Genomic DNA, 21,577 nt, shown 5'->3' on the forward strand with positions numbered 1-21,577 from the left:
CTCCTCACCAGGCTCAAGAGGTGCTGATGCGCCAGATCCCGAACGGCATCTGCGGCTCCAGCCGCGTCCACTGGGTCTTGCCATACCAGGTCCAGCGATGGCCGTTCATCAGGTCTTCACCCTGGGTGTGCGCATCGTCCGGCAGGCCCAATTCCCACAACGGCAACTCGAAGTGGGCCTCCTGGGCATTGAACGGATCGAGGTTGACCGCTACGAGAATGAAGTTGCTGCCATCCTCGCTGCGCTTGCCGAAGTACAGGATATTGTCGTTCCAGGCGTTGTAGAGCTTCAGCCCCAGGTGGGTCTGCAAGGCCGGGTTTTGGCGGCGGATGCGGTTGAGCTGGGCGATCTCGGCGATGATATTGCCGGGTGCGGTGAAGTCCCGAGGACGAATCTCGTATTTCTCCGAGTCCAGGTATTCCTCTTTGCCCGGCACCGGAGCCGCTTCACACAGCTCAAACCCCGAATACATGCCCCACAGGCCCGACCCCATGGTGGCCAGCGCGGCGCGGATCAAGAAACCTGGGCGCCCGGATTCATGCAGGAAGCCTGGGTTGATATCCGGCGTGTTGACGAAGAAGTTCGGCCGGTAGCATTCGCGCCACGGCGACTCGTTCAATTGCGCCAGGTATTCGGCCAGTTCGGCCTTGGTATTGCGCCAAGTGAAGTAGGTATAGCTCTGGGAGTAACCGACCTTGCCCAGACGCGCCATCATCGCCGGGGTGGTGAAGGCTTCGGCGAGGAAGATCACCTCGGGATACTTTGCCCGTACATCGGCGATCAGCCACTGCCAAAAGGGCAGCGGCTTGGTGTGGGGATTGTCGACGCGAAAGGTCTTCACGCCCTCTTCCACCCAGCCCACCACGATGTCACGCAGCTCGGTCCACAGGCCCGGGATCGCATCCGCGGCATAGAAGTCGACGTTGACGATGTCCTGGTACTTCTTCGGCGGGTTCTCGGCATATTTGATCGTGCCGTCCGGGCGCCAGTTGAACCAGCCCGGGTGCTCTTTGAGCCACGGGTGGTCCTGGGAGCACTGGATGGCGAAATCCAGGGCGATCTCCAGGCCATGCTCGGCGGCGGCCTTGACCAGGCGCCGGAAGTCATCACGGCTGCCCAACTGCGGGTGGATGGCCTCGTGGCCGCCCTCCTCGCTGCCGATGGCATAGGGGCTGCCCGGATCGTCGGGGCCTGCGGTCAGGGAATTGTTCTTGCCTTTGCGGTGGCTGCGCCCGATCGGGTGGATCGGCGGGAAGTACAGCACGTCGAACCCCATGTCATGGATCATCGACAAGCGCGAGTGCACGTCGTTGAAGGTACCGTGGCGGGCCGGATCGTCGGTGATCGAACGGGGAAACAGCTCGTACCAACTGGCAAACTGCGCCGCCTCGCGCTCCACATCAATCGGGTAGACGGTGCTGATGCTCAAGTAGGCGCGGTGGTCGGCCTGGGTCATCAGGTGTGCACTGTCTTCGTGCAAAAACAGCGCGACCTGCTCGGTTTCCAGCAAACCGGAGAGTTCGTGGTGCAACAGCATCAGGCGGTCGCGTAGTTCGTTGTCGCTGCGCTCCGCGGCCTGCAGCACCAGGCTGCGGCCTTCCTGCAACTCCAGGCTGACCGGCACGCCGGCTTCATGTTTTTTGCGCAGTTCATAGCAGAAGCTGGCGAAGGTATCGATCCAGGCCTCGATGCAGTATTCGTGAGGGCCCTGGACGGTGACGGTAAACGCCCCTTCCCAGCCATTGTTGCCCACGTCGTTCATGACCACGCTGTGCCAGCTTTCGTCATGCAGCGGGCGCCAACGGATCAATACGGCCAGCTTGTCGTGGCCATCGGCGAATACCTTGCTGGTGACGTTGACCCGCTGGCCCACCACGGCCTTCACGGCAAATTCGCCGCCGTCGATCACGGGTGAAGTGCTTTCAATCGCGATCCTGGGCAGCAACAGCGCCTGGGACAGCGGCAATATGGAGTCTTCTGGAGCCAGTGTTTCAGCAGTCATCGAGCATCTTCCCCTTACGCCCTGTGGACGCTCTTTGCTTGATCCGAATTCCGATACGGCAGCGCTCTCCCTGAGCAGGGCCGCTATAGGTCCGAGCCTGGGCCAAGGTTAAAAGTTCAGCTGGATGTTCCGCCATTGGGCGGGGAATCAATTGGCCCCGGTGGATGTCCACCGCTAGAGCAAAGCACAAAGGAGGCCACACCGATGAATATCCCGATCCCGGCTGAAACCCCGGACCCGAATATCGACAACCCGACCCTGCCGCCTACAGAACCGCAACCCATTCCCGAGAAGGAACCGCCGGAAAATGAACCGCCCCCCGTGGAAGAACCGCCGACGACCATGCCACCGGTAATTGTCTGAAAGACTCGATGAGGCTTGAGGTTCGCTCGACAAAAAAAGCTGTCCCCCCGCGAGCGGACCACAAACAAAACAGAAGCTTCCTGCACAATCTGGAAACTACGGCTGAAAGAACGTTACTCCATTGGTTTTTATACTCACCTCGCGTAAACGCTTCGTCCGATATCCAGGGACGTAGCGTTACGACAATTCATCTGATCGCGAGGATACTTATGTCAATCATCTCCCCCCAGCACACTTCGCCTCTTTCTCAACTTCCTCAACCAGACCGCGCCCCACAAGCGTCGTCTTACCCGGCAAGTGCATCCACCCCCCTGGCACCCTCACTGGACGCAACACAGGCGCACAGCAGCCTGAACGACGTTAACGCCTTACTGACCCCCACCAACCTCAATCGGATCATGCGCAACCCCCACTCTAAGGAATCCCGTGAAATTATTGATCTGACCCGTTCGACATTGAGCCCAGCCAATCTCCGCTCAATGTTGCAGGGCGCTAACGCTCAAGCTAACGCACAAGTCCTTGAAACCATCGGGCATAAACTCGGAAAAGACCAACTTGCCCCAAGCCTGAGCTCGGCCAAGAACGCGGTAACAAAGCACCAGATAAATCTATTGGAACTGCAGGCCCTGAATAATTTGACAAGATTAATTGACGCCGATGGAAGCGATGGTGTGCTGAACACCCTCCTCGCAAACGACATCGCCCTGGACAACCTCCAGCAAAAGTTTTCCAACATTGACTCAACAGCCAAGTCCTTCTCTGATCTCGGCGGCTTGTTGACGAAGAATAACCTCGACGCCCTACGTTCGCCCTCAGGCATTGGTCACGCCTCCCGGGGACCTGACACCGCCAATCCCAACGCGGGTAATTCGTCCACTCAAGTAGCGAAGATTTCCTTTTAATCAGGGCTCCTTTTCCAATGATTTGACAATCCTGGGCATCACGCTGAACACCGCCAATGCCAACAGCGTACTCAACACCGCCGTCGACTCGCGGCCCATTCCCGCCGCCACCCCAATGGCGGCGGTCATCCATAACCCGGCAGCGGTGGTCAGGCCTTTGACGTGCTGGCCCTCTTCGTCTTCCTTGCCCTTGAGGATCGTCCCTGCGCCGAGGAAACCAATCCCCGCGATCACCCCCTGGACCACACGACTCATGGCATCCGCCTGATTGCCGGACATCTGCGGTACCAGCACAAACAATGCGGCGCCCATTGCCACCAGCATATGGGTGCGCACACCGGCAGCCTTGCCCTTGTGCTCGCGCTCAAACCCGAGGATGCCGCCCAACAGCGCTGCGATCAGCAGGCGAACAGTGATTTGAGTGAGCTGTTTCGCGTCGCCAAGGTCGGCGAATTCGGCCTGCAGGGTTTGCCACACTTCGTGCCACCAGGCGTCCATGGATGCTGTCCTTTATTTATGGATAAAGGATGGACAGCGGCGACCGCCAGTCAGTTGCCTTGAACCCACACACCTTGCTGCCCCCTAACCTTCATACCCCATGAAAAAGGAGACCGGCATGCCCCTGCGTATCGAAAACCAACTGTGCTACTTCATGCTCGATGACAATGGCCAGGAACAGAGCGTGCCGGCGACCCGCGTCCATATCGTTACCGACACCGACAAATCCATGTCGTACGTGGAACTGGCGGCCGAGCGGATCTATATCACCGAGGCCGAGGCCGACGCCCTGACGGTGGCAGGTGCCCATGATGGGCGCCAACATGTAAAGGCTGAAGAACCTGGTTCGCTGATTTAATTGATCTGTATCAGCACGCGTCAGTTTTGCCTGCACTCACGCGCCATGGGGTGCAGCACATTGACGCAGGCCCCTGGCCAGAGCCCATCTGATCCGCTTTTTATCGCCATACCTGAGTCTGTTACGCAAACAGACCGGCGCGCATAGTTCATCGGCCTGATGGAGGCTGATGAGCGAACGACCATGAGCGAACGAATCCCAACCGTGGAAACCTTTGAGCCGATGCACCCAAAGAAGGTGAAGGCCAAATCCAGCGATAACCTGATCCATACCCGCAGTTTCACCGGCCTGTTCCGCACCTTGCGCGTGGTTGGCGCGGGCTTTCTGTTCCTGGCGTTTTTCGGCACGGTGTGGCTGAACTGGGGTGGGCGGCAAGCCGTGCTGTGGGACTTGGCCGAAAGCAAATTCCATATTTTCGGCGCCACCTTCTGGCCCCAGGATTTCATCCTGTTATCGGCGTTGCTGATCATCTGTGCCTTCGGCCTGTTTGCGATTACGGTGTTCGCCGGCCGCGTGTGGTGTGGCTACACCTGTCCGCAAAGCTCGTTTACCTGGCTGTTCATGTGGTGCGAAAAGGTCACCGAGGGCGAGCGCAACCAGCGTATCAAGCTGCAAGCGGCGCCCTGGAGCCTGAACAAACTAGCGCGACGCTCGGCCAAACACACGTTGTGGCTGGGCATCAGCGTGCTCACCGGGCTGACCTTTGTCGGCTACTTCACGCCGATCCGCCCCCTGGCCGCCGAACTGCTGACCTGGCAAATGGGCGGCGTGAGTCTGTTCTGGGTGCTGTTTTTTACCACCGCCACCTACATCAACGCCGGCTGGCTGCGTGAAGCGGTGTGCATGCACATGTGTCCGTATGCGCGGTTCCAGAGCGTGATGTTCGATAAAGACACCCTGACCATTTCCTACGATAGCGCCCGTGGCGAGCATCGCGGCCCGCGTAAACGCGAGGTCACGCCGGCCGCTGTCGGCCTGGGCGACTGTATTGACTGCCAGCTGTGCGTGCAGGTCTGCCCCACCGGCATCGACATCCGCGACGGCCTGCAAATGGAATGCATCGGCTGTGCGGCGTGCATCGACGCCTGCGATTCGATCATGGACAAGATGGGCTATGCGCGGGGCTTGGTGAGCTACACCTCCGAGCATCAACTGCAAGGCGGCAAGACCCACCTGCTCAGGCCGCGCCTGATCGGCTACAGTGCGGTGCTGCTGGTGATGATTGCGGCGTTGGTGGTGGCACTGCTGGAGCGGCCGATGGTATCGCTGGACGTGACCAAGGACCGTGGCATGTTCCGCGAGAACGCCCAGGGCCAGATCGAAAACATCTACAGCCTCAAGGTCATCAACAAGACACAGCAGCGCCAGGAATATCGGGTGGAGCTGCTGGATGCGCAGGGTTTCCAACTGCAAGGCAAGACCGAGATCAGCCTGGCACCGGGGGAAATCGTCGATGTGCCGGTGTCGGTGGCGTTGCTGGCCGACAAGCCGGCGAGCAGCTCGCAGACAGTGCGCTTCAAGGTTTCGGATGTGGACGAGCCGTGGATCTACAGCGCCGCCGACAGTCGCTTTGTGGCACCACTGAACCGCTGAGACCTCGCTGTCGAAAATGATGCAGATCAAATGTGAGAGGGGCTGCACTCATATTACCTATTTGTTTAAGGCCAACATGAAACGCTACGAAAAATTCGCCGACGACATCGCAGAACTGATCCGCTCCGGCGTCCTCGGCCCCGGCCAGCGTGTGCCGTCGGTGCGCTATGCCAGCCAGACCTATGGCGTCAGCCCGTCCACGGTGTTCCAGGCCTACTACCTGTTGGAGCGTCGCGGGCTGATCCGGGCACGGCCGCGCTCCGGCTATTTCGTCAACACCCATGCACCCAGCCCGTTCTCCGAACCGGTGGTGAGCGAGCAGGTGCATGAGTCCACCGAAGTCGATGTCAGCGAACTGGTGTTCTCGGTACTCGATTCGATCAAAGACCCCAACACCGTGCCCTTCGGCTCGGCCTTCCCCAGCCCCATGCTGTTCCCGCTGCCGCGCCTGGCCCGCTCCCTGGCCAGCGCCAGCCGCGAGATGGACCCGCGCCTGGTGGTCACCGACATGTCGCCGGGCAACCCGCAACTGCGTCGGCAGATTGCCCTGCGCTATATGGTCGGCGGCCTGATGCTGCCCATGGAGGAGCTGCTGATCACCAACGGCGCCCTGGAAGCGTTGAACCTGTGCCTGCAGGCGGTCACCGAACCGGGCGACCTGGTGGCGATCGAGGCCCCGGCGTTCTACGCCTGCCTGCAAGTGCTGGAACGCCTGAAGCTCAAGGCGGTGGAAATCCCCGTGCACCCGCGCGACGGCATCGACCTGGGTGCCCTGGCGCAAACCCTGGAGCGCTACCCGATCAAGGCCTGCTGGACCATGACCAGCTTCCAGAACCCCATGGGCGCGACATTGCCGGAAGCAAAGAAGCAGGCGCTGGTCGAGTTATTGCGCAGCCATCAGGTGCCGTTGATCGAGGACGACGTGTACGCCGAGTTGTACTACGGGCAGCAGGCACCCAAGCCGGCCAAGGCCTTCGACACCGAAGGCCTGGTGATGCACTGCGGCTCCTTCGCCAAGAGCCTGGCGCCGGGCTATCGCGTCGGCTGGGTGGCGGCCGGGCGCTACGCCCAGAAGGTCGAGCGCTTGAAGCTGATGACCTCGCTGTGCCCCTCGATGCCGGCGCAAGCGGCGATTGCCGACTACCTGCAACACGGCGGCTATGACCGGCATTTACGCAAACTGCGTTATGCCCTGGAAGAACAGCAAAGCGCCATGCTGGCGGCGATCGCCCGCTACTTCCCGGCGCAGACACGGGTGAGCCAGCCGGCCGGCGGGTATTTCCTGTGGTTGGAATTGCCGGAGCAGACCGATTCGTTGAAGTTGTTCCAGATGGCCCTGGCGCAAGGCATCAGCATTGCGCCGGGGCCGATCTTTTCGGCGACCCAGCGCTTTCGCAACTGTATTCGCCTGAACTACGGCAGCCCGTGGACCGAGGCCTCGGAGAAGGCGATGGAGACGTTGGGGCGGATTGTGCGGTCGTTTTGAGTGATGGCGTTGCGCTTTCTGACGCCATCGGGGGCAAGCCCACTCCCACATTTTGGGCTGTGAATACGCTCAGTGTGGGAGGGGGCTTACCCCCGATGGCGCCGGTGCAGGCACTGCATCACTAGCGACCGCCACCCAAATCCAGAAAAGTCCCCGTGGCATACGAAGCCTTGTCCGACAGCAGCCAGATAATCGCTTCCGCCACTTCATCCGGCCGCCCGCCACGGGCCATGGGAATACCGGATTCGAGCTTGCTGACCCGGTCCGGGTCGCCGCTCAGGGCATGGAAGTCGGTGAAGATGTAGCCGGGGCGCACCGCATTGACGCGGATGCCCTCGCCCGCCACTTCTTTGGACAGGCCCAGGGTGAAGGTGTCGAGTGCGCCCTTGGATGCGGCGTAGTCGACGTATTCACCCGGCGAACCCAGGCGTGCGGCCACCGACGACACGTTGACGATACTGCCTCCCTGCCCGCCATGCTTGGGCGACATCCGCAGCACCGCGTGCTTGGCACACAGGATCGGACCGAGCACATTGGTCTTGAGAATGTTCAGGATGCGGAACTCGGACATCTCATCCACCCGCGACTTGTGACCCACGGTGCCGGCATTGTTCACCAACGCGGTGACCCGGCCCAGTTCGGCGTCCACACGATGAAACAGCGCAATCACTTCATCTTCGATACTGACATCCGCGCGCACCGCAATCGCCTGGGCACCGAGGCCGCGAACCTGCTCGAGCACGCTGTGGGCGGCTTTTTCATCGGAGTGATAGTTGATGCAGAGGCGATAGCCCTCGCGGGCAGCCAGCAATGCCGTCTCGGCGCCGATACCACGGCTGCCCCCGGTGATGATGAGGACTTTGTCCATGCGTGCGGTCTCCTGATCCAACCTGGTGTTTAGGGTTGGATCCGATACTAACCGTCACGCACGGCTTTTGTCAGGCGCCGCTGCGTCTTCACCGCGCTGGATATGGTCCATGAAACCGTCCGCCGGCAACGGGTGGCCGAGCAGGTAGCCTTGCAGGGAGTTGCACCCCAACCGTGTGAGAAAACTCTGCTGCACATCGGTTTCCACACCTTCGGCGACGATTCGCAGCCCCAGCGCCTGGCCCAAGGCAACAATGGCAGACACGATGGCGGCGTCGTCGCTGTCATGCTCCAGGTCACGCACAAAACCACGGTCGATCTTCAACTCGTTGGCCGGCAGGCGCTTGAGGTACATCAGGCTGGAGTAGCCCGTGCCGAAATCGTCGATGGACAGGTCCACGCCCATGTCCGACAGCTGCTGCAACACCGTCATGCTCGCATCGGCATCGCTCATCGCGGTGGTTTCGGTGATTTCCAGGGTCAGGCTGTTGGCCGGCAACCGGTGCCGCGCCAGGGCGCCGGCCACGCTGTTGACCAGCCCGGCGTGGCAAAACTGCAACGCCGACAAGTTCACCGCAATGCGCCAGTGCTCATAACCCTGGGCGTACCACAGGCTCATTTGGCGACAGGCTTCATTGAGCACCCATTCGCCGATGGGGATGATCAGGCCGGTTTTTTCCGCCAGTTCGATAAAGGTCGCCGGCAACAACAAGCCTTGTTGCGGATGCTCCCAGCGCACCAGCGCTTCGGCGCCCACCGGGATCCCACTGATCGCATCAAACTTGGGCTGGTAATACAGCCGGAACTGCTCGTGCTCAAGGGCATTGCGCAGGTCTTGCAGCAGCTGCAATTGCTTGCGCGCATTGGTGTTCATCGACACATCAAAGAAGCTGTAGCCGTTCTTGCCCATGCCCTTGGCATGGTACATGGCGGCGTCGGCGTTCATCAGCAGTTCCTGGGGGGTGTTGCCATTGCCCGGGAACATGGCGATGCCGACGCTGGCGGAAATCTTCAGCTCATGCTCGGCCACCTGGAACGCGCGGTTGATCAGCACCACCTGGCGTTCGGCAAGGCCGAGGGCATCGTCGGGCTGGGTCAACTGCACCAGCAATACAAACTCATCGCCGCCGATGCGCGCCAGGGTGTCGTGACTGCGCAGGTCTTCGCGCAGGCGCAGGCCGACTTCGCGCAACAACTGGTCGCCCATGTGATGGCCAAAAGCATCGTTGACCGGCTTGAAGCCATCCAGGTCGATGAACATCAGGGCAAAGCAACCGCCCTGCTCCTTTACCGCCTCGATGGCCTGTTGAATACGATCGGCCAGCAAGGTGCGATTGGGCAGGCCGGTGAGCATATCGTGCAGGGCCAGGTGGGTCAGTTCCTGGTTGGCTTGGGTCAGTGAGTCGGCGAGCACCGCAGTGCGGGCTTCCAGGCGCGCGTCGAGCAACGACGTCAGCAACGCGATGGCCAGTACCGCCAGGGTCGTCACCAACACCAGGTTATCCAGGCCCTTGCCACTCAAACCGTCCAGCACGGCGGCGCAGTAGCTTTCATCGGCAAAGCGTGCGGCCGCCATGCCGGTGTAATGCATGCCGACGATTGCAAAGCCCATCACCACCGCCGCACCACCACGGGCCAGGCGTACGTAAGGCGTGTTGCGGCGCAGGTTGAACGCAATCAACAGCGCGGCGCCGGACGCCACCACCGCGATCAGCAACGATAGGCCAAATAGCGTGGGGTCATAGTCGATGCCCGGCGTCATGCGCATCGCGGCCATGCCGGTGTAGTGCATGGTGGCAATACCGCTGCCCATGACCAGCGCGCCAAACGCCAGTTGCCAGGCAGGCAAACGCGCTTGGCTGACCAGCCATAATGCAAAGCCGCAGGACAATACCGCGATCAACAACGACAGCGCGGTGATACCGATATCAAAGCCCAAGGCAAACGGCAGGCGCAACGCCAGCAAGCCGATAAAGTGCATGGACCAGACGCCTACCCCCATCGCCATGGCCCCGCCGGCTATCCATAAATACACAGCGCGCCCCTTGGCGGTCGCGATGCGGCCGGTAAGGTCCAGGGCGGTGTAGGAAGCGAGGATCGCGACAAACAGCGAGATCGCGACCAGCGAAGGGGAATAGCTACCGATAAGCATGGGACTTCTCGTGGGCAACGGACCCGAAACGCCCGTGCCAAGTGGCAAAGCGGGCGATTGTAGCGAGAATAATTCTTGGACAGTTGATTAATTATCAGAGGGCCATTAGTGGCAATTTGACGCCAATCTACTGACTGAAATTACCCGCACACTGCGTTCCCACGCACATGGTAACGATCGATCAATCCTTCTCGGCAATCGGCGTCTGCCCATCCCAGCCACCGCCCAGCGCGGCGATCAATTGCACGCTGGCCACCAGGCGGCTCTGCAACAGGGTCAACACGGTGCGCTCGTTGCTCAGCGCCGTGGCCTGGACAGTCACCACATCCAGATAGGCAATCAGCCCGGCCTTGTACTGGTTCTGGGTCAAGCGCAGCGATTCTCGGGCGGCCTCGAGGGCTTCGTTGCTGACCACCGCCTCGTCTTCCAGCAGCTTGAGCTGGACCATGTAGTTTTCCACTTCACGGAAGCCGTCGAGCACGGTCTGGCGGTACTTGGCCACGGTTTCGTCGTAGGACGCCACGGTGCGGTCGACTTCCGCCGAGCGCTGGCCGCCGTCGAACAGGGTCATGGCCAGTTTCGGCCCGACCGACCAGAAGCGGTTCGGCAGGCTGATCCAGTCGGCATAGGTGCTGCTGGAATAGCCGCCGGCCAGGCTCAGCGTCAGGTCCGGGTAATAGGCGGCCTTGGCTACGCCGATATTGGCGTTGGCGGCGATCACCGAGCGTTCGGCCGAGGCGATGTCCGGGCGCCGTTCAAGCAATTGCGACGGCAGGCTGACCGGAATCTGCGGCAGGGCCGGGATGTCCTTGCTCACCGCCAGGTTGAAGTTGGCCGGTGCCTCGCCGATCAACACGGCGATGGCGTTTTCCAGTTGGGCGCGTTGCCAGATCAGGTCGATCAGGCTGGCCTGGGTGGTCTTGAGCTGGGTTTGCGCCTGGGCCACCGCGTCCTTGCCGGAGACACCGGCGCGGTACTGGTTTTCGGTCATTTGCAGGGAGCGCTGGTAGGTGTCCAGCGTGGCTTGCAGCAGGCGGGTCTGCTCGTCCATGACCCGCAGTTGCAGGTAGCTTTGCACCAGTTCCGATTGTTGGCTCAGGCGCATCGCGGCCAAGTCTGCCGAGCTGGCTTCGGCGCTGGCCTCGTTGGCCTCCAGGCCACGGCGCAATTTGCCCCAGATATCGGCTTCCCAGCTCACGCCGAGCTGCGCGTTGAGGGTGTCACGGATCCCGCTGCTGGAACTGCTGAGGCTGGCGCTGCTGCTGCCGGTGCCCTGGCTGGCGCGGGTTTTACCCGCGCTCAGGTCGACGCTGGGGTAAAACGCCCCGCGTGAGCTGCGCACCAGGGCCTGGGCCTGGCGAAAACGCGCTTCGGCCTGGGCCACGGTCTGGTTGGAATTATTCAGGCGCAGCACCAGGTCGTTGAGTTGGCGATCGCCGTACAGCTCCCACCAGGCGCCACGGGCCAGGGAATCACTCGGCGCGGCCTGGCGCCAGCCCTGGGCCTCCTTGAACTGCGCGGGTTCAGTGACTTCCGGGCGATGGTAATCGGGGCCGACGGCGCAAGCGCTGAGCAGTGCGCCGCAAAGCACCAGGCTCGCAACACGGGAACCCCGGGTCATGGCCAATTTGGCGAAGGTTGAATCGGTCATAGCGCAGTGTCCAGGGCAGCATCGGTACGCACACCGCGCCAGGCGTTGAAGCGGTGGCGCGCGCGGTCGAGATAGAGGTAAACCACCGGGGTGGTGTAGAGGGTCAGGACCTGGCTGAAAATCAGGCCGCCAATGATGGTCAGGCCCAGGGGATGGCGCATTTCCGCGCCATCGCCGGTGCCCAGCAGCAACGGCAAGGCGCCGAGGATGGCCGCCAGGGTGGTCATCAGGATCGGCCGCAGACGCAACAGGCAGGCGCTGCGAATCGATTCCAGCGGGCCCAGGCCATCGTTGCGTTCCAGCTGCAACGCCAGGTCGATCATCAGGATCGCGTTCTTCTTCACCACCCCGATCAACAGGAACAGGCCGAGCAGGGAAATCAGGCTGAACTCCCCTCCCGTCAGGTAGATGGCAAGCATCGCGCCGACGCCGGCCGACGGCAGGGTCGAGAGGATCGTCAGCGGATGAATGTAGCTCTCATACAGAATGCCGAGCACCAGGTACACCGCCACCAGCGCGCCGAGGATCATGAACGGCTGGCCCTTCTGCGTGGCCGCAAAGGCATCGGCGGTGCCGGCCATCTTGGCGATCACATCTTCCGGCAGGCCGACCTTGGCAATCGCCCGCTCGATGGCCGCCGTGCCCTGCTCCACCGTGACCCCGGGGGCCATGTCGAAGGCGATGTTTTCCGAGGCGAACTGGCCTTCGTGGCTGACGCGGTCGTCCGCCAGGCTGTTCTCGTAATGGGCAATGGTCGACAACGGCACCCGCGCGCCGCTGGAGGTGATCACCTGCATCTGGTTGAGGGTGATCGGGTCCTGGGCATATTTGGGGTTGACCTCCATCACCACCTGGTACTGGTTGAGGCTGTCGTAGATGGTGGAAATCTGCCGCTGGCTGTAGGCGTTGTTGAGCACCGCAGTGACCATGTCCATGTCGATGCCCAGGCGCTTGGCCTGGTCACGGTCGACAATCAGCGTGACCTGGGCCGCGCCCCGGCCTTCGCGGGCGTCGATGGCGGTCAGCTCCGGCAGCTCACGCAGCGCCGCGACCACTTTCGGGTACCACAGGCGCAGCGCGGCCAGGTCGCCGCTTTGCAGGATGTAGGAATACTGCGCGCTGGTCTGGTCACGGCTGCCGCCGAATTGCAGGTCCTGGTCGGCCATCAGGAACAGGCGCCCGCCCGGCACCAGCGGCACATCCTTGCGCAGGCGCTCGATCACCGCCTGGGCGGACACCTTGCGTTCGCTGATGGGCTTGAGGCGGACCAGCATCACCGCGTTGTTGGTACCGTTGTTGCCGCCGATAAAGCCGGCCACGCTGAGCACCGCCGGGTCGTTGAGCACCGCCTTGCGGAAGATTTCCATCTTCGGTTGCATGACGCTGAACGACAGGCCGTCGTCCCCGCGCACAAAGCCGATCAATTGGCCGGTGTCCTGTTGCGGCATAAAGGTTTTCGGGACCACCACGTACAGCGCCACGTTCACGCCAATGGTCAGCAGCAGGCTGAGCAAGGTCAGGCGGCGATGGCGCAGCACCCAGTCCAGGCTGGTGGCGTAGCCGGCCACCATGCGGTCGTTGATCTTCTGGCTCCAGCGCTGCAGGCCGGTCATCTGCCCTTTCACGTGGGGCTTGAGCCAACGGGCGCAGAGCATCGGCGTCAACGTCAGCGACACGATCAGCGACACGATGATCGCCGCCGACAAGGTGATGGAAAACTCGCGGAACAGGTTGGTGACGATCCCGCCCATGAACAGGATCGAGAGGAACACCGCCACCAGCGATACGTTCATCGACAGCAAGGTAAAACCGACTTCCTCGGCGCCCAGGTAAGCGGCCTTCATCGGCGGCACGCCCGCGTCGATATGCCGGGAAATGTTCTCCAGCACCACGATGGCATCGTCCACCACCAGGCCGGTGGCCAGGATCAGCGCCATCAGCGAGAAGTTGTTCAGTGAGAACCCGTACAGGTACATGATCGCGAACGTGCCCACCAGCGACACCGGCACCGCCAGGGTTGGAATCAGCGAGGCGCGGAAGTTGCCGAGGAACAGGTACACCACCAGGATCACCAGCCCCACCGCAATCAGCAGGGTCATCTCGGCTTCATGCAGGGTCGCGGTGATCACCGGCGAGCGGTCCATGGCCAGGCTGAGCTTGACGCTGGACGGCAGCACCGCCTGCAACGCCGGCAGTTGCGCCTTGATCTGCCTGACGGTCTCGATGATGTTGGCGCCGGACTGGCGGTTGATCACCAGCAGCACCGCCGAATCATTGTTGAAGAAGCCACTGTTGTAGCGGTCTTCCACGCCGTCGCTGATCTTCGCCACATCCTTGAGTCGCAGGGCGGCGCCGTCCTGGTAGCGAATCAGCAGCGGCTCGTAGTCCTTGGCCTTTTCCAGCTGGTCGTTGGCCTGGATCTGCCAGTTGCGCTCACTGTCTTCCAGGGAGCCCTTGGGCCGACGCTGGTTGGCAGCGGCGATGGTGTTGCGCACGTCGTCCAGGGCCACGCCGTACTGGTCGAGGGCCTTGGGCTCCAGCTCGATGCGCACCGCCGGCAGGGAGCTGCCGCCGATCTGCACCTCGCCCACGCCCGGCACCTGGGACAGGCTTTGGGAGAGGATGGTCGAGGCCAGGTCGTACAACTGGCCCTTCTGCAACACGTCCGAGGTCAGCGACAGCACCATGATCGGTGCCTGGGACGGGTTGATCTTCTTGTAGGTGGGCATGCTGCGCATGCCGCTGGGCAGCAGGTTGCGCGAGGCGTTGATCGCCGCCTGCACTTCCCGCGCGGCACCGTTGATATCACGGTCGGAGTCGAACGCCAGGATCACCCGGGTGGAGCCCTGGCTCGACGAGCTGCTCATGGTGGTGATGCCGGCAATCGCGCCGAAGGAACGCTCCAGCGGCGTGGCCACCGTGGAGGCCATCACCTCGGGGCTGGCGCCGGGCAGGCTGGCCGAGACCACGATCACCGGGAAATCGATCTGTGGCAGCGGCGACACCGGCAGCAGGTTGAAGCTGACCCCGCCCAGCAACATGATCGCCAGGCTCAGCAGCAGGGTCGCTACCGGCCGGCGAATGAAAGGTCCGGACAGGTTCATGACTCAACCGGCTCCAGGCTTTGCGGCTCTTTGCGCCAGCGGCGGCCGAGGCGATCGAAATACAGGTAGATCACCGGCGTGGTGAACAGCGTCAACACCTGGCTCACCAGCAGGCCGCCGACCATCACCAGGCCCAGGGGCTGGCGCAGTTCGGCACCGGAGCCGGTGGCGAGCATCAACGGCACTGCACCGAACAGGGCGGCCAGGGTAGTCATCAGGATCGGCCGGAAGCGCAGCAGCGCCGCCTGGTAGATCGCGGTCTGCGGGTCCAGGCCCTGGTTGCGTTCGGCGTCGAGGGCGAAGTCGATCATCATGATCGCGTTCTTCTTGACGATACCGATCAGCAGGATGATGCCGATGATCGCGATCATGCCCAGGTCGTTGCCACTGAGCAGCAAGGCCAGCAAGGCCCCCACCGCGGCCGAGGGCAAGGTCGAGAGAATGGTGATCGGGTGGATATAGCTCTCGTAGAGCACACCCAGCACGATGTACATGGTGACCACCGCCGCCAGGATCAGCAGCAAGGTGCTCGACAGCGACGCTTCGAACGCCTGGGCCGCGCCCTGGAACTGGGTCTGCACGCCCACCGGCATGCCAATGTCCTTCTGCGCCTGGTTGATCAGCTCCACGCCTTTGCCCAGGGCAACGCCGGGGGCCAGGTTGAACGACATCATCACCGCCGGGAACTGGCCGATGTGCGCAATCGCCAACTGCGCCTGGCGCTGTTCCACATGGGCCAGGCTGGACAGGCGCACCTGGCCGCCGTCGGTGGTCTTCACATGGATCTGGTTCAGCGCCGCCGGGCCCAGGGTTTCCCCCGACTGGGCCTGCAAGACCACGCGGTACTGGCTGGCCTGGGTGTAGATGGTGGAAATCTGCCGCTGGCCGAACGCGTCATACAGTGCGTCGGTGATGGTCGACACACTGACGCCCAGGCGCGAGGCCGCATCGCGGTCGATCACCAGGTACACCTGCAGGCCCTTGTCCTGCAGGTCGCTGGCGACGTCGGTGAGTTCCGGCATCTGGCTCAGTGCGTGCACCAGCTTGCCGCTCCACAGGGCCAGCAGGTCGGCGTCCGGCGAGGACATGCTGAATTGATACTGGGTGCGGCTCACACGGTCTTCGATGGTCAGGTCCTGCACCGGCTGCATGAACAGGCGGATGCCCACCAGCTTGTCGATTAGCGGTTGCAGGCGCGTGATCACCTGGGCCGCGCTCAAGTCGCGCTGGCCGTGGGGCTTGAGGTTGATCAGCAAGCGGCCGCTGTTGAGGGTGGCGTTATCGCCATCCACGCCGATATAGGACGACAGGCTTTGCACCGCCGGGTCGGTGAGGATGATCTGCGCCAGTTCCTGCTGGCGCTGGCTCATGGCGGCGAATGAAATCGACTGCGGCGCTTCGGAAATACCCTGGATCACCCCGGTGTCCTGCACCGGGAAAAAGCCCTTGGGCACCACCAGGTACAGCACCACCGTAAGGCCCAGGGTCGCGATGGCCACCAACAGGGTCAACGGCTGGTGCCTGAGCACCCATTGCAACTTGCGCCCGTAGGCTTCGATCAGCCAATCGATCCAGGCGCCGCTGGCCTTGTAGAAACGGCTCTGCTCTTCTTCCTTGGGTTCGCGCTTGAGCAAACGCGCGCACATCATCGGCGTGAGCGTCAGGGACACCACCAGGGAAATCAGGATCGCCACCGCCAGGGTGATGGCAAATTCGCGGAACAGCCGTCCCACCACGTCAGCCATGAACAGCAGCGGGATCAATACGGCGATCAGTGACAGGGTCAGGGAAATCAGGGTGAAGCCGATTTGCCTGGCGCCCTTGAGCGCAGCAGCCAGCGGCGTCTCGCCTTCCTCGATATAGCGGGAAATGTTCTCCAGCATCACGATGGCATCGTCCACCACGAAACCGGTGGCAATGGTCAGGGCCATCAGCGTCAGGTTATTGATGGAGAACCCGGCCAGGTACATCACCCCGAAGGTGCCCACCAGCGACAGCGGCACGGCAATCGACGGAATGATCGTGGCGCTGACCCGCCGCAGGAACAGGAACGTCACCATCACCACCAGGGCGATGGCGATCAGCAATTCGTGCTGCACATCGGTGACCGAGGCGCGGATGGTCTGGGTGCGATCGGTCAGCACCGTCACGTCGAGGCCGGCCGGCAGGTTGTCGGTGATGCTCGGCAGCAGCGCCTTGATGCGGTCGACCACCTCGATCACGTTGGCGCCCGGCTGGCGCTGGATATTGAGGAGTACGGCCTGGTTTTCATTGGCCCAGGCGGCAAGGCGTTCGTTTTCGGCGCCGTCGACGATCTGCGCCACATCCTTGAGGCGCAAAGGCGCGCCATTGTTGTAGGCCAGGATCAGCTCGGCGTATTGCTGGGGCGACACCAACTGGTCGTTGGCATCGAGCATCGACACCCGCGTGGGGCCGTCGAAGTTACCCTTGGGCTGGTTGACGTTGGACGCGGCGATCAGGGTGCGCACATCGGAGAGGTTCAAGCCGTTGGCCGCCAGGGCTTCGGGGTTGACCTTGATGCGCACGGCCTGGCGCTGGCCACCGGCGATGCTGACCATGCCGACGCCGCTGATCTGGGCGATTTTCTGCGCCATGCGTGTGTCGACCAGGTCATTGAGCTTGGGCAGCTGCATGGTCTTGGAGGTGATGGCCAGGGTCAGCACCGGGGTATCCGCGGGGTTGACCTTGTTGTACACCGGCGGCGCCGGCAAATCCTTGGGCAGCAGGTTGGTGGCGGCGTTGATCGCGGCCTGCACCTGTTGCTCGGCGACATCCATATTGATGTCGAGGTTGAAACGCAGGGTCAGCACCGAGGCGCCGCCGGAACTGGTGGACGCCATCTGGGTCAGGCCGGGCATCTGCCCGAACTGGCGCTCAAGGGGCGCGGTGACCGCGCTGGTCATCACATCGGGGCTGGCACCGGGGTACAGGGTCATCACCCGGATGGTCGGGTAATCCACCTGGGGCAGCGCCGAGACCGGCAACAAGCGGTAGGAAATAATGCCGGCCAAAACAATCGCCAGCATGCTCAGCGTGGTGGCGACCGGGCGAAGGATAAACAGCCGCGACAGGTTCATGAACCGACCTTTTGCGCCTTGCCGGCGGTGGTGCCGGTCTCCCCTTTAGCCGCCGGCTTGCCTTGCAGGTGTTCGGTGGGCGTCGTCGGCACTTCGCTGCTGTCGTTGACCACTTCGATCTCGCTGCCGTCCTTGAGGCGGTCGGTGCCTTCCAGCACCACACGGTCGCCGGCGACCAGGCCTTCCTTGATCACAGTGTTGTCGCCATCGGTGTCACCCACCACCAGCGGCTGGACCTTGACCTTCTTGTCGCCATCGAGCTTGTAGACAAAGGTACCGGTGTTGCCGAACTGAATCGCGGCGGACGGCGCCAGCACCACGTTGTGCAAGGTATCGGCGAGCAAATGCACGTTGACGAACTGGTTGGGGAACAGCGCCTGGTCCTTGTTATCGAAACGCGCCTTGAATTTCAGGGTGCCGGTGGTGACGTCGATCTGGTTGTCCAGGCTTTGCAGCACACCAGTGGCCTGGCGCTTGACGTCGCCACGGTCCCAGGCTTCCACGGGCAGCTTGTTGCCGGCGTGATAACGGGCGAGCACGGTTTCCAGGGTGTTTTCCGGCAGGGTGAAGGCCACGCTGATCGGTTGGGTCTGGGTGATCACCGCAAGGAAGGTGGTGTCGTTGGCCGCCACCAGGTTGCCCACATCGACCTGGCGCAAGCCGACGCGACCACTGATAGGCGCGCGGATCTTGGTGAACTCGAGGTTGAGCTTGGCGTCGTCCACCGCGCCCTGGTTGGTCTTGACCGTGCCCTGGTATTGCAGGACCAGCGCTTCGGCGGTGTCCAGGGTCTGCTTGGCGATACTGTCCTGGGCGTAGAGGTCGCGATAACGCTGCACGTCGACCTGGGCGTTTTTCAACTGGGCCTGGTTCTGCATCAGCGTGCCCTGGGCCTGGAGCAAGGCATTCTGGTAGCTGCGCGGGTCGATCTCGGCCAGCAGGTCGCCGGCCTTGACCATCTGCCCTTCTTCAAAGGCGATCTTGACCAGCTCGCCACCCACCCGGCTGCGCACATTGATGGTATTGAGCGCGGTGACCGTGCCCAAGGCCTTGTAGTACACCGGGAACTCCCCCAGCACCGCCGGCGCTACACGCACCGGCACCGGGCCGGTGGACCCGCCGAACCCCGGGCGCGCCATGCCGGTTTTACCGGTATGCCCGGCCGGTGCGTCTTTGTGGGCGGCGCCGCCTGGCCAGAATTTCCAGCACAGGCCGGCGATAACCAGCAGCACGAGCAGGCCGAACAGCCAGCGGCGGGAGTTGCGGGGGGAGGATTGCATGGAGTGATCAACCATTGGGCGCGAGAGCTTCTTCTTCGGGAGGCTGAAAGATAAGCACTGGAGCGCGTTAAGAAAAGCGCCTTTACCGGCTATTTACCTTGGGCTTACAACTTTTAACTTCTGCGGCTTAGTCTGCGGGCTATTTCGCTAAACGTCTGAGCCACAAATGAAAACGGCCTGGACTAGGCCAGGCCGCAATCATGTCTTACGGGTGTTACTGCAAAACGACAGTAACGCGCCGAAACAGTTACTTCAAAACAGCCAGGGCCGCTTCGTAGTTCGGCTCCTGGCCGATTTCCGAAACCAGTTCGCTGTGCAGCACGGTGTTGTTTTCGTCCAGCACCACGACCGCACGGGCGGTCAGGCCTTTGAGCGGGCCATCGGCAATCGCTACGCCGTAATCGACGGCAAAACCAGGGTCACGGAAGTCCGACAGGTTCTTCACGTTTTCCAGGCCTTCGGCGCCGCAGAAACGCGCCTGGGCGAATGGCAGGTCGGTGGAGATACACAGTACGACGGCGTTGTTCAGTTCGTTGGCCTGGGCGTTGAACTTGCGTACCGACGTGGCGCAGGTCGGGGTGTCGACGCTTGGGAAGATATTCAGCACTTTGCGCTTGCCGGCAAAGGTAGCCAGGGTTGCATCCGACAGATCGCCGGCGGTCAGGGTGAAGTCTGCTGCTTCAGAGCCGACTTTCGGCAATTCGCCTTCAACCTGGACAGGGTTACCGCGAAGAGTGACTTGAGCCATGAACAGAATCCTTATGCTGGGTTTTGGTTAAACGAATTCGAGAGGCGGAAGTTAACCACAAAGTACCGTGGCTACCTACCGCCAGACACAAATTGTCATGCCACGCGGTTGTGGTTTAATTGCGCGCTTTGCGCCTGCCCTCCAAGGAAACCGTTGTTAATGAATCAGCCCGCCACCAAAGTCCTGGTCATTGGTTATGTCTGGCCGGAGCCCCGTTCCTCGGCCGCGGGCGGGCATATGATACAGATCCTCGAAACTTTTCTTACGCAAGGTTGGGATATTACCTTCAGCAGCCCGGCAGCACTGGGCGAGCACAAGGCCGACCTGCTGGCGCTGGGCATCGCCGAATGCGCGATTGAGCTCAATAACAGCAGTTTCGACGATTTTATCCGCGAACTGGCCCCGGATATCGTGCTGTTCGACCGTTTCATGATGGAAGAACAGTTTGGCTGGCGCGTGGAGAAGTGTTGCCCCGACGCCCTGCGCGTGCTGGAGACCTCCGACCTGCAAAGCCTGCGCGACGCCCGTCAGCAGCGCCTCAAGGCGCACCTCAAGGCCCACCCGGGCAGCGACGACTTCAGCGCGCTGTTCGCCCCGGCCCTGGAGGAGGCGTTCCAACTGATGGCCGACACCGACCTGGCCAAGCGCGAAATCGCCGCGATTTACCGCTGCGACATCAGCCTGATGATCTCCGACGTGGAAATCCGCCTGCTCACCGAACAGTTCAAGCTGCCCGCCGCCCTGCTCCACTGGTGCCCGCTGATGATGACGCCGCCAACCGAGGCCTTCGTACCGTTCGAAGAGCGTGCACACTTCCTCAGCATCGGTAACTTCCGCCATGCGCCGAACTGGGACGCCGTACTGTGGATGAAGAACAGCGTCTGGCCATTGATTCGCCAGCAATTGCCCGGTGCCCAGCTGCATATCTACGGCGCCTACACCCCGCCCAAGGCCACCGCCCTGCACAACCCGGCGCAGGGCTTTCATGTGATGAACTGGGCCGAAGATGCCCTGCAAGTGATGAGCGCCGCGCGCATCTGCCTGGCGCCCCTGCGCTTTGGCGCGGGTATCAAGGGCAAGCTGGCCGATGCGATGCTCTGCGGCACCCCCAATATCACCACCCCCATCGGCGCCGAGGCCATGGGCGACGAGCGGCCATGGCCCGGCGCCATCGAGCAATGCGCCGAAGCCCTGGCGGCGGCGGCCGTGGCGCTTTATCAGGATCGCGAACGCTGGACCCAGGCCCAGCAGGATGGGCGCCAACTGATTGCCGGCCGTTATGACCGCACTGTCCACGGGCCTGCACTGGTGGAGTGCCTGCAACACTGCCGCAGCCACCTCGCCGCCCATCGCCGCAGCAACTTCACCGGCAGCATGCTGCGCCACCATGCCCATAAAAGTACGCAGTACATGTCCCAGTGGATCGAGGCGAAAAACCGTAGCCTGTGAACCGCGGCGCTGGCGAGGTCGTGCGC

The 21,577-nt window shown here is 62.2% G+C and carries 15 protein-coding genes; 6 read left to right on the top strand and 9 right to left on the bottom strand.

All coding sequences use genetic code 11. The annotated features are described in order from the left end of the window. Positions 1-13: 13 nt before the first annotated feature. Positions 14-2,002 carry an alpha-1,4-glucan--maltose-1-phosphate maltosyltransferase gene (locus B9N88_RS23475; RefSeq protein WP_027606385.1) on the bottom strand — a complete coding sequence of 663 codons (1,989 nt, stop codon included), beginning with the start codon at positions 2,000-2,002 and terminating at the stop codon, positions 14-16. 204 nt (positions 2,003-2,206) lie between these two features. Here B9N88_RS23475 and B9N88_RS32690 point away from each other — a divergent pair, with 204 nt between their 5' ends. Then, on the top strand, positions 2,207-2,365 hold the full coding sequence (locus tag B9N88_RS32690; protein WP_166655319.1) for a hypothetical protein: 159 nt from the start codon (positions 2,207-2,209) through the stop codon (positions 2,363-2,365). A 209-nt stretch (positions 2,366-2,574) separates the two neighbouring features. Beyond that, positions 2,575-3,267 (top strand): hypothetical protein, encoded by a 693-nt coding sequence (locus B9N88_RS32430; protein ID WP_133822140.1) that lies wholly within the window; start codon positions 2,575-2,577, stop codon positions 3,265-3,267. Here B9N88_RS32430 and B9N88_RS23485 read toward each other — a convergent pair whose 3' ends face one another. Continuing rightward, positions 3,268-3,765, bottom strand: a complete 498-nt coding sequence (locus B9N88_RS23485; RefSeq protein ID WP_027606387.1) for an MgtC/SapB family protein — start codon at positions 3,763-3,765, stop codon at positions 3,268-3,270. A gap of 118 nt (positions 3,766-3,883) precedes the next feature. On the opposite strand from B9N88_RS23485, the gene B9N88_RS23490 reads away from it, so the two are divergent. The 3 genes from B9N88_RS23490 (at position 3,884) to mapR (ending at position 7,202) form a co-directional block, all read left to right on the top strand. Then, a complete protein-coding gene (locus B9N88_RS23490; RefSeq protein ID WP_027606388.1) occupies positions 3,884-4,123 on the top strand; it encodes a DUF3203 family protein in 240 nt (79 codons plus the stop codon). Between the two features lie 183 nt (positions 4,124-4,306). Then, the gene (gene ccoG, locus B9N88_RS23495) at positions 4,307-5,716 is read left to right on the top strand and encodes a cytochrome c oxidase accessory protein CcoG (protein ID WP_027606389.1); all 1,410 of its coding nucleotides are present in this window, start codon (positions 4,307-4,309) and stop codon (positions 5,714-5,716) included. Positions 5,717-5,792: 76 nt separating this feature from the next. Beyond that, positions 5,793-7,202: a GntR family transcriptional regulator MpaR gene (gene mapR / locus B9N88_RS23500; RefSeq protein ID WP_027606390.1), complete on the top strand. Its 1,410-nt coding sequence runs from the start codon at positions 5,793-5,795 to the stop codon at positions 7,200-7,202. A 121-nt stretch (positions 7,203-7,323) separates the two neighbouring features. On the opposite strand, the gene B9N88_RS23505 is transcribed toward mapR, so the two are convergent. From B9N88_RS23505 to tpx, 7 genes are all read right to left on the bottom strand, one after another. Beyond that, complete coding sequence (locus B9N88_RS23505; protein WP_027606391.1) at positions 7,324-8,070, bottom strand: SDR family oxidoreductase; 747 nt, start codon at positions 8,068-8,070, stop codon at positions 7,324-7,326. Positions 8,071-8,124: 54 nt separating this feature from the next. Next, positions 8,125-10,221 carry a putative bifunctional diguanylate cyclase/phosphodiesterase gene (locus B9N88_RS23510; RefSeq protein WP_027606392.1) on the bottom strand — a complete coding sequence of 699 codons (2,097 nt, stop codon included), beginning with the start codon at positions 10,219-10,221 and terminating at the stop codon, positions 8,125-8,127. 181 nt (positions 10,222-10,402) lie between these two features. Further along, positions 10,403-11,872 carry an efflux transporter outer membrane subunit gene (locus B9N88_RS23515; protein WP_027606393.1) on the bottom strand — a complete coding sequence of 490 codons (1,470 nt, stop codon included), beginning with the start codon at positions 11,870-11,872 and terminating at the stop codon, positions 10,403-10,405. Continuing rightward, positions 11,869-14,976 carry an efflux RND transporter permease subunit gene (locus B9N88_RS23520; protein ID WP_027606394.1) on the bottom strand — a complete coding sequence of 1,036 codons (3,108 nt, stop codon included), beginning with the start codon at positions 14,974-14,976 and terminating at the stop codon, positions 11,869-11,871. Before B9N88_RS23520 ends, B9N88_RS23515 begins: the two co-directional genes overlap by 4 nt. Then, positions 14,973-18,074: an MdtB/MuxB family multidrug efflux RND transporter permease subunit gene (locus B9N88_RS23525; RefSeq protein WP_027606395.1), complete on the bottom strand. Its 3,102-nt coding sequence runs from the start codon at positions 18,072-18,074 to the stop codon at positions 14,973-14,975. Before B9N88_RS23525 ends, B9N88_RS23520 begins: the two co-directional genes overlap by 4 nt. Continuing rightward, positions 18,071-19,369 carry an MdtA/MuxA family multidrug efflux RND transporter periplasmic adaptor subunit gene (locus B9N88_RS23530; RefSeq protein ID WP_027606396.1) on the bottom strand — a complete coding sequence of 433 codons (1,299 nt, stop codon included), beginning with the start codon at positions 19,367-19,369 and terminating at the stop codon, positions 18,071-18,073. Before B9N88_RS23530 ends, B9N88_RS23525 begins: the two co-directional genes overlap by 4 nt. Before the next feature lie 232 nt (positions 19,370-19,601). Continuing rightward, positions 19,602-20,102, bottom strand: coding sequence for a thiol peroxidase (gene tpx / locus B9N88_RS23535; protein WP_027606397.1), 501 nt, complete (start codon positions 20,100-20,102; stop codon positions 19,602-19,604). 159 nt (positions 20,103-20,261) lie between these two features. Between tpx and B9N88_RS23540 the strand changes: the two genes are divergently transcribed. Continuing rightward, the gene (locus B9N88_RS23540) at positions 20,262-21,551 is read left to right on the top strand and encodes a glycosyltransferase (RefSeq protein ID WP_027606398.1); all 1,290 of its coding nucleotides are present in this window, start codon (positions 20,262-20,264) and stop codon (positions 21,549-21,551) included. Positions 21,552-21,577: the final 26 nt, after the last annotated feature.

Source organism: Pseudomonas sp. LAMO17WK12:I1 (assembly GCF_900177315.1).
Lineage (GTDB): Bacteria > Pseudomonadota > Gammaproteobacteria > Pseudomonadales > Pseudomonadaceae > Aquipseudomonas > Aquipseudomonas marginalis.

What these genes read in the sequence shown, in the direction of transcription:
- B9N88_RS23515 (WP_027606393.1), bottom strand. Translation starts at nt 11,872, where the DNA reads ATGACCGATTCAACCTTCGCCAAATTGGCCATGACCCGGGGTTCCCGT.
- B9N88_RS23520 (WP_027606394.1), bottom strand. Translation starts at nt 14,976, where the DNA reads ATGAACCTGTCCGGACCTTTCATTCGCCGGCCGGTAGCGACCCTGCTG.
- B9N88_RS32690 (WP_166655319.1), top strand. Translation starts at nt 2,207, where the DNA reads ATGAATATCCCGATCCCGGCTGAAACCCCGGACCCGAATATCGACAAC.
- ccoG (WP_027606389.1), top strand. Translation starts at nt 4,307, where the DNA reads ATGAGCGAACGAATCCCAACCGTGGAAACCTTTGAGCCGATGCACCCA.
- B9N88_RS23475 (WP_027606385.1), bottom strand. Translation starts at nt 2,002, where the DNA reads ATGACTGCTGAAACACTGGCTCCAGAAGACTCCATATTGCCGCTGTCC.
- mapR (WP_027606390.1), top strand. Translation starts at nt 5,793, where the DNA reads ATGAAACGCTACGAAAAATTCGCCGACGACATCGCAGAACTGATCCGC.
- B9N88_RS23505 (WP_027606391.1), bottom strand. Translation starts at nt 8,070, where the DNA reads ATGGACAAAGTCCTCATCATCACCGGGGGCAGCCGTGGTATCGGCGCC.
- B9N88_RS32430 (WP_133822140.1), top strand. Translation starts at nt 2,575, where the DNA reads ATGTCAATCATCTCCCCCCAGCACACTTCGCCTCTTTCTCAACTTCCT.
- B9N88_RS23485 (WP_027606387.1), bottom strand. Translation starts at nt 3,765, where the DNA reads ATGGACGCCTGGTGGCACGAAGTGTGGCAAACCCTGCAGGCCGAATTC.
- B9N88_RS23490 (WP_027606388.1), top strand. Translation starts at nt 3,884, where the DNA reads ATGCCCCTGCGTATCGAAAACCAACTGTGCTACTTCATGCTCGATGAC.
- B9N88_RS23525 (WP_027606395.1), bottom strand. Translation starts at nt 18,074, where the DNA reads ATGAACCTGTCGCGGCTGTTTATCCTTCGCCCGGTCGCCACCACGCTG.
- tpx (WP_027606397.1), bottom strand. Translation starts at nt 20,102, where the DNA reads ATGGCTCAAGTCACTCTTCGCGGTAACCCTGTCCAGGTTGAAGGCGAA.
- B9N88_RS23530 (WP_027606396.1), bottom strand. Translation starts at nt 19,369, where the DNA reads ATGGTTGATCACTCCATGCAATCCTCCCCCCGCAACTCCCGCCGCTGG.
- B9N88_RS23510 (WP_027606392.1), bottom strand. Translation starts at nt 10,221, where the DNA reads ATGCTTATCGGTAGCTATTCCCCTTCGCTGGTCGCGATCTCGCTGTTT.
- B9N88_RS23540 (WP_027606398.1), top strand. Translation starts at nt 20,262, where the DNA reads ATGAATCAGCCCGCCACCAAAGTCCTGGTCATTGGTTATGTCTGGCCG.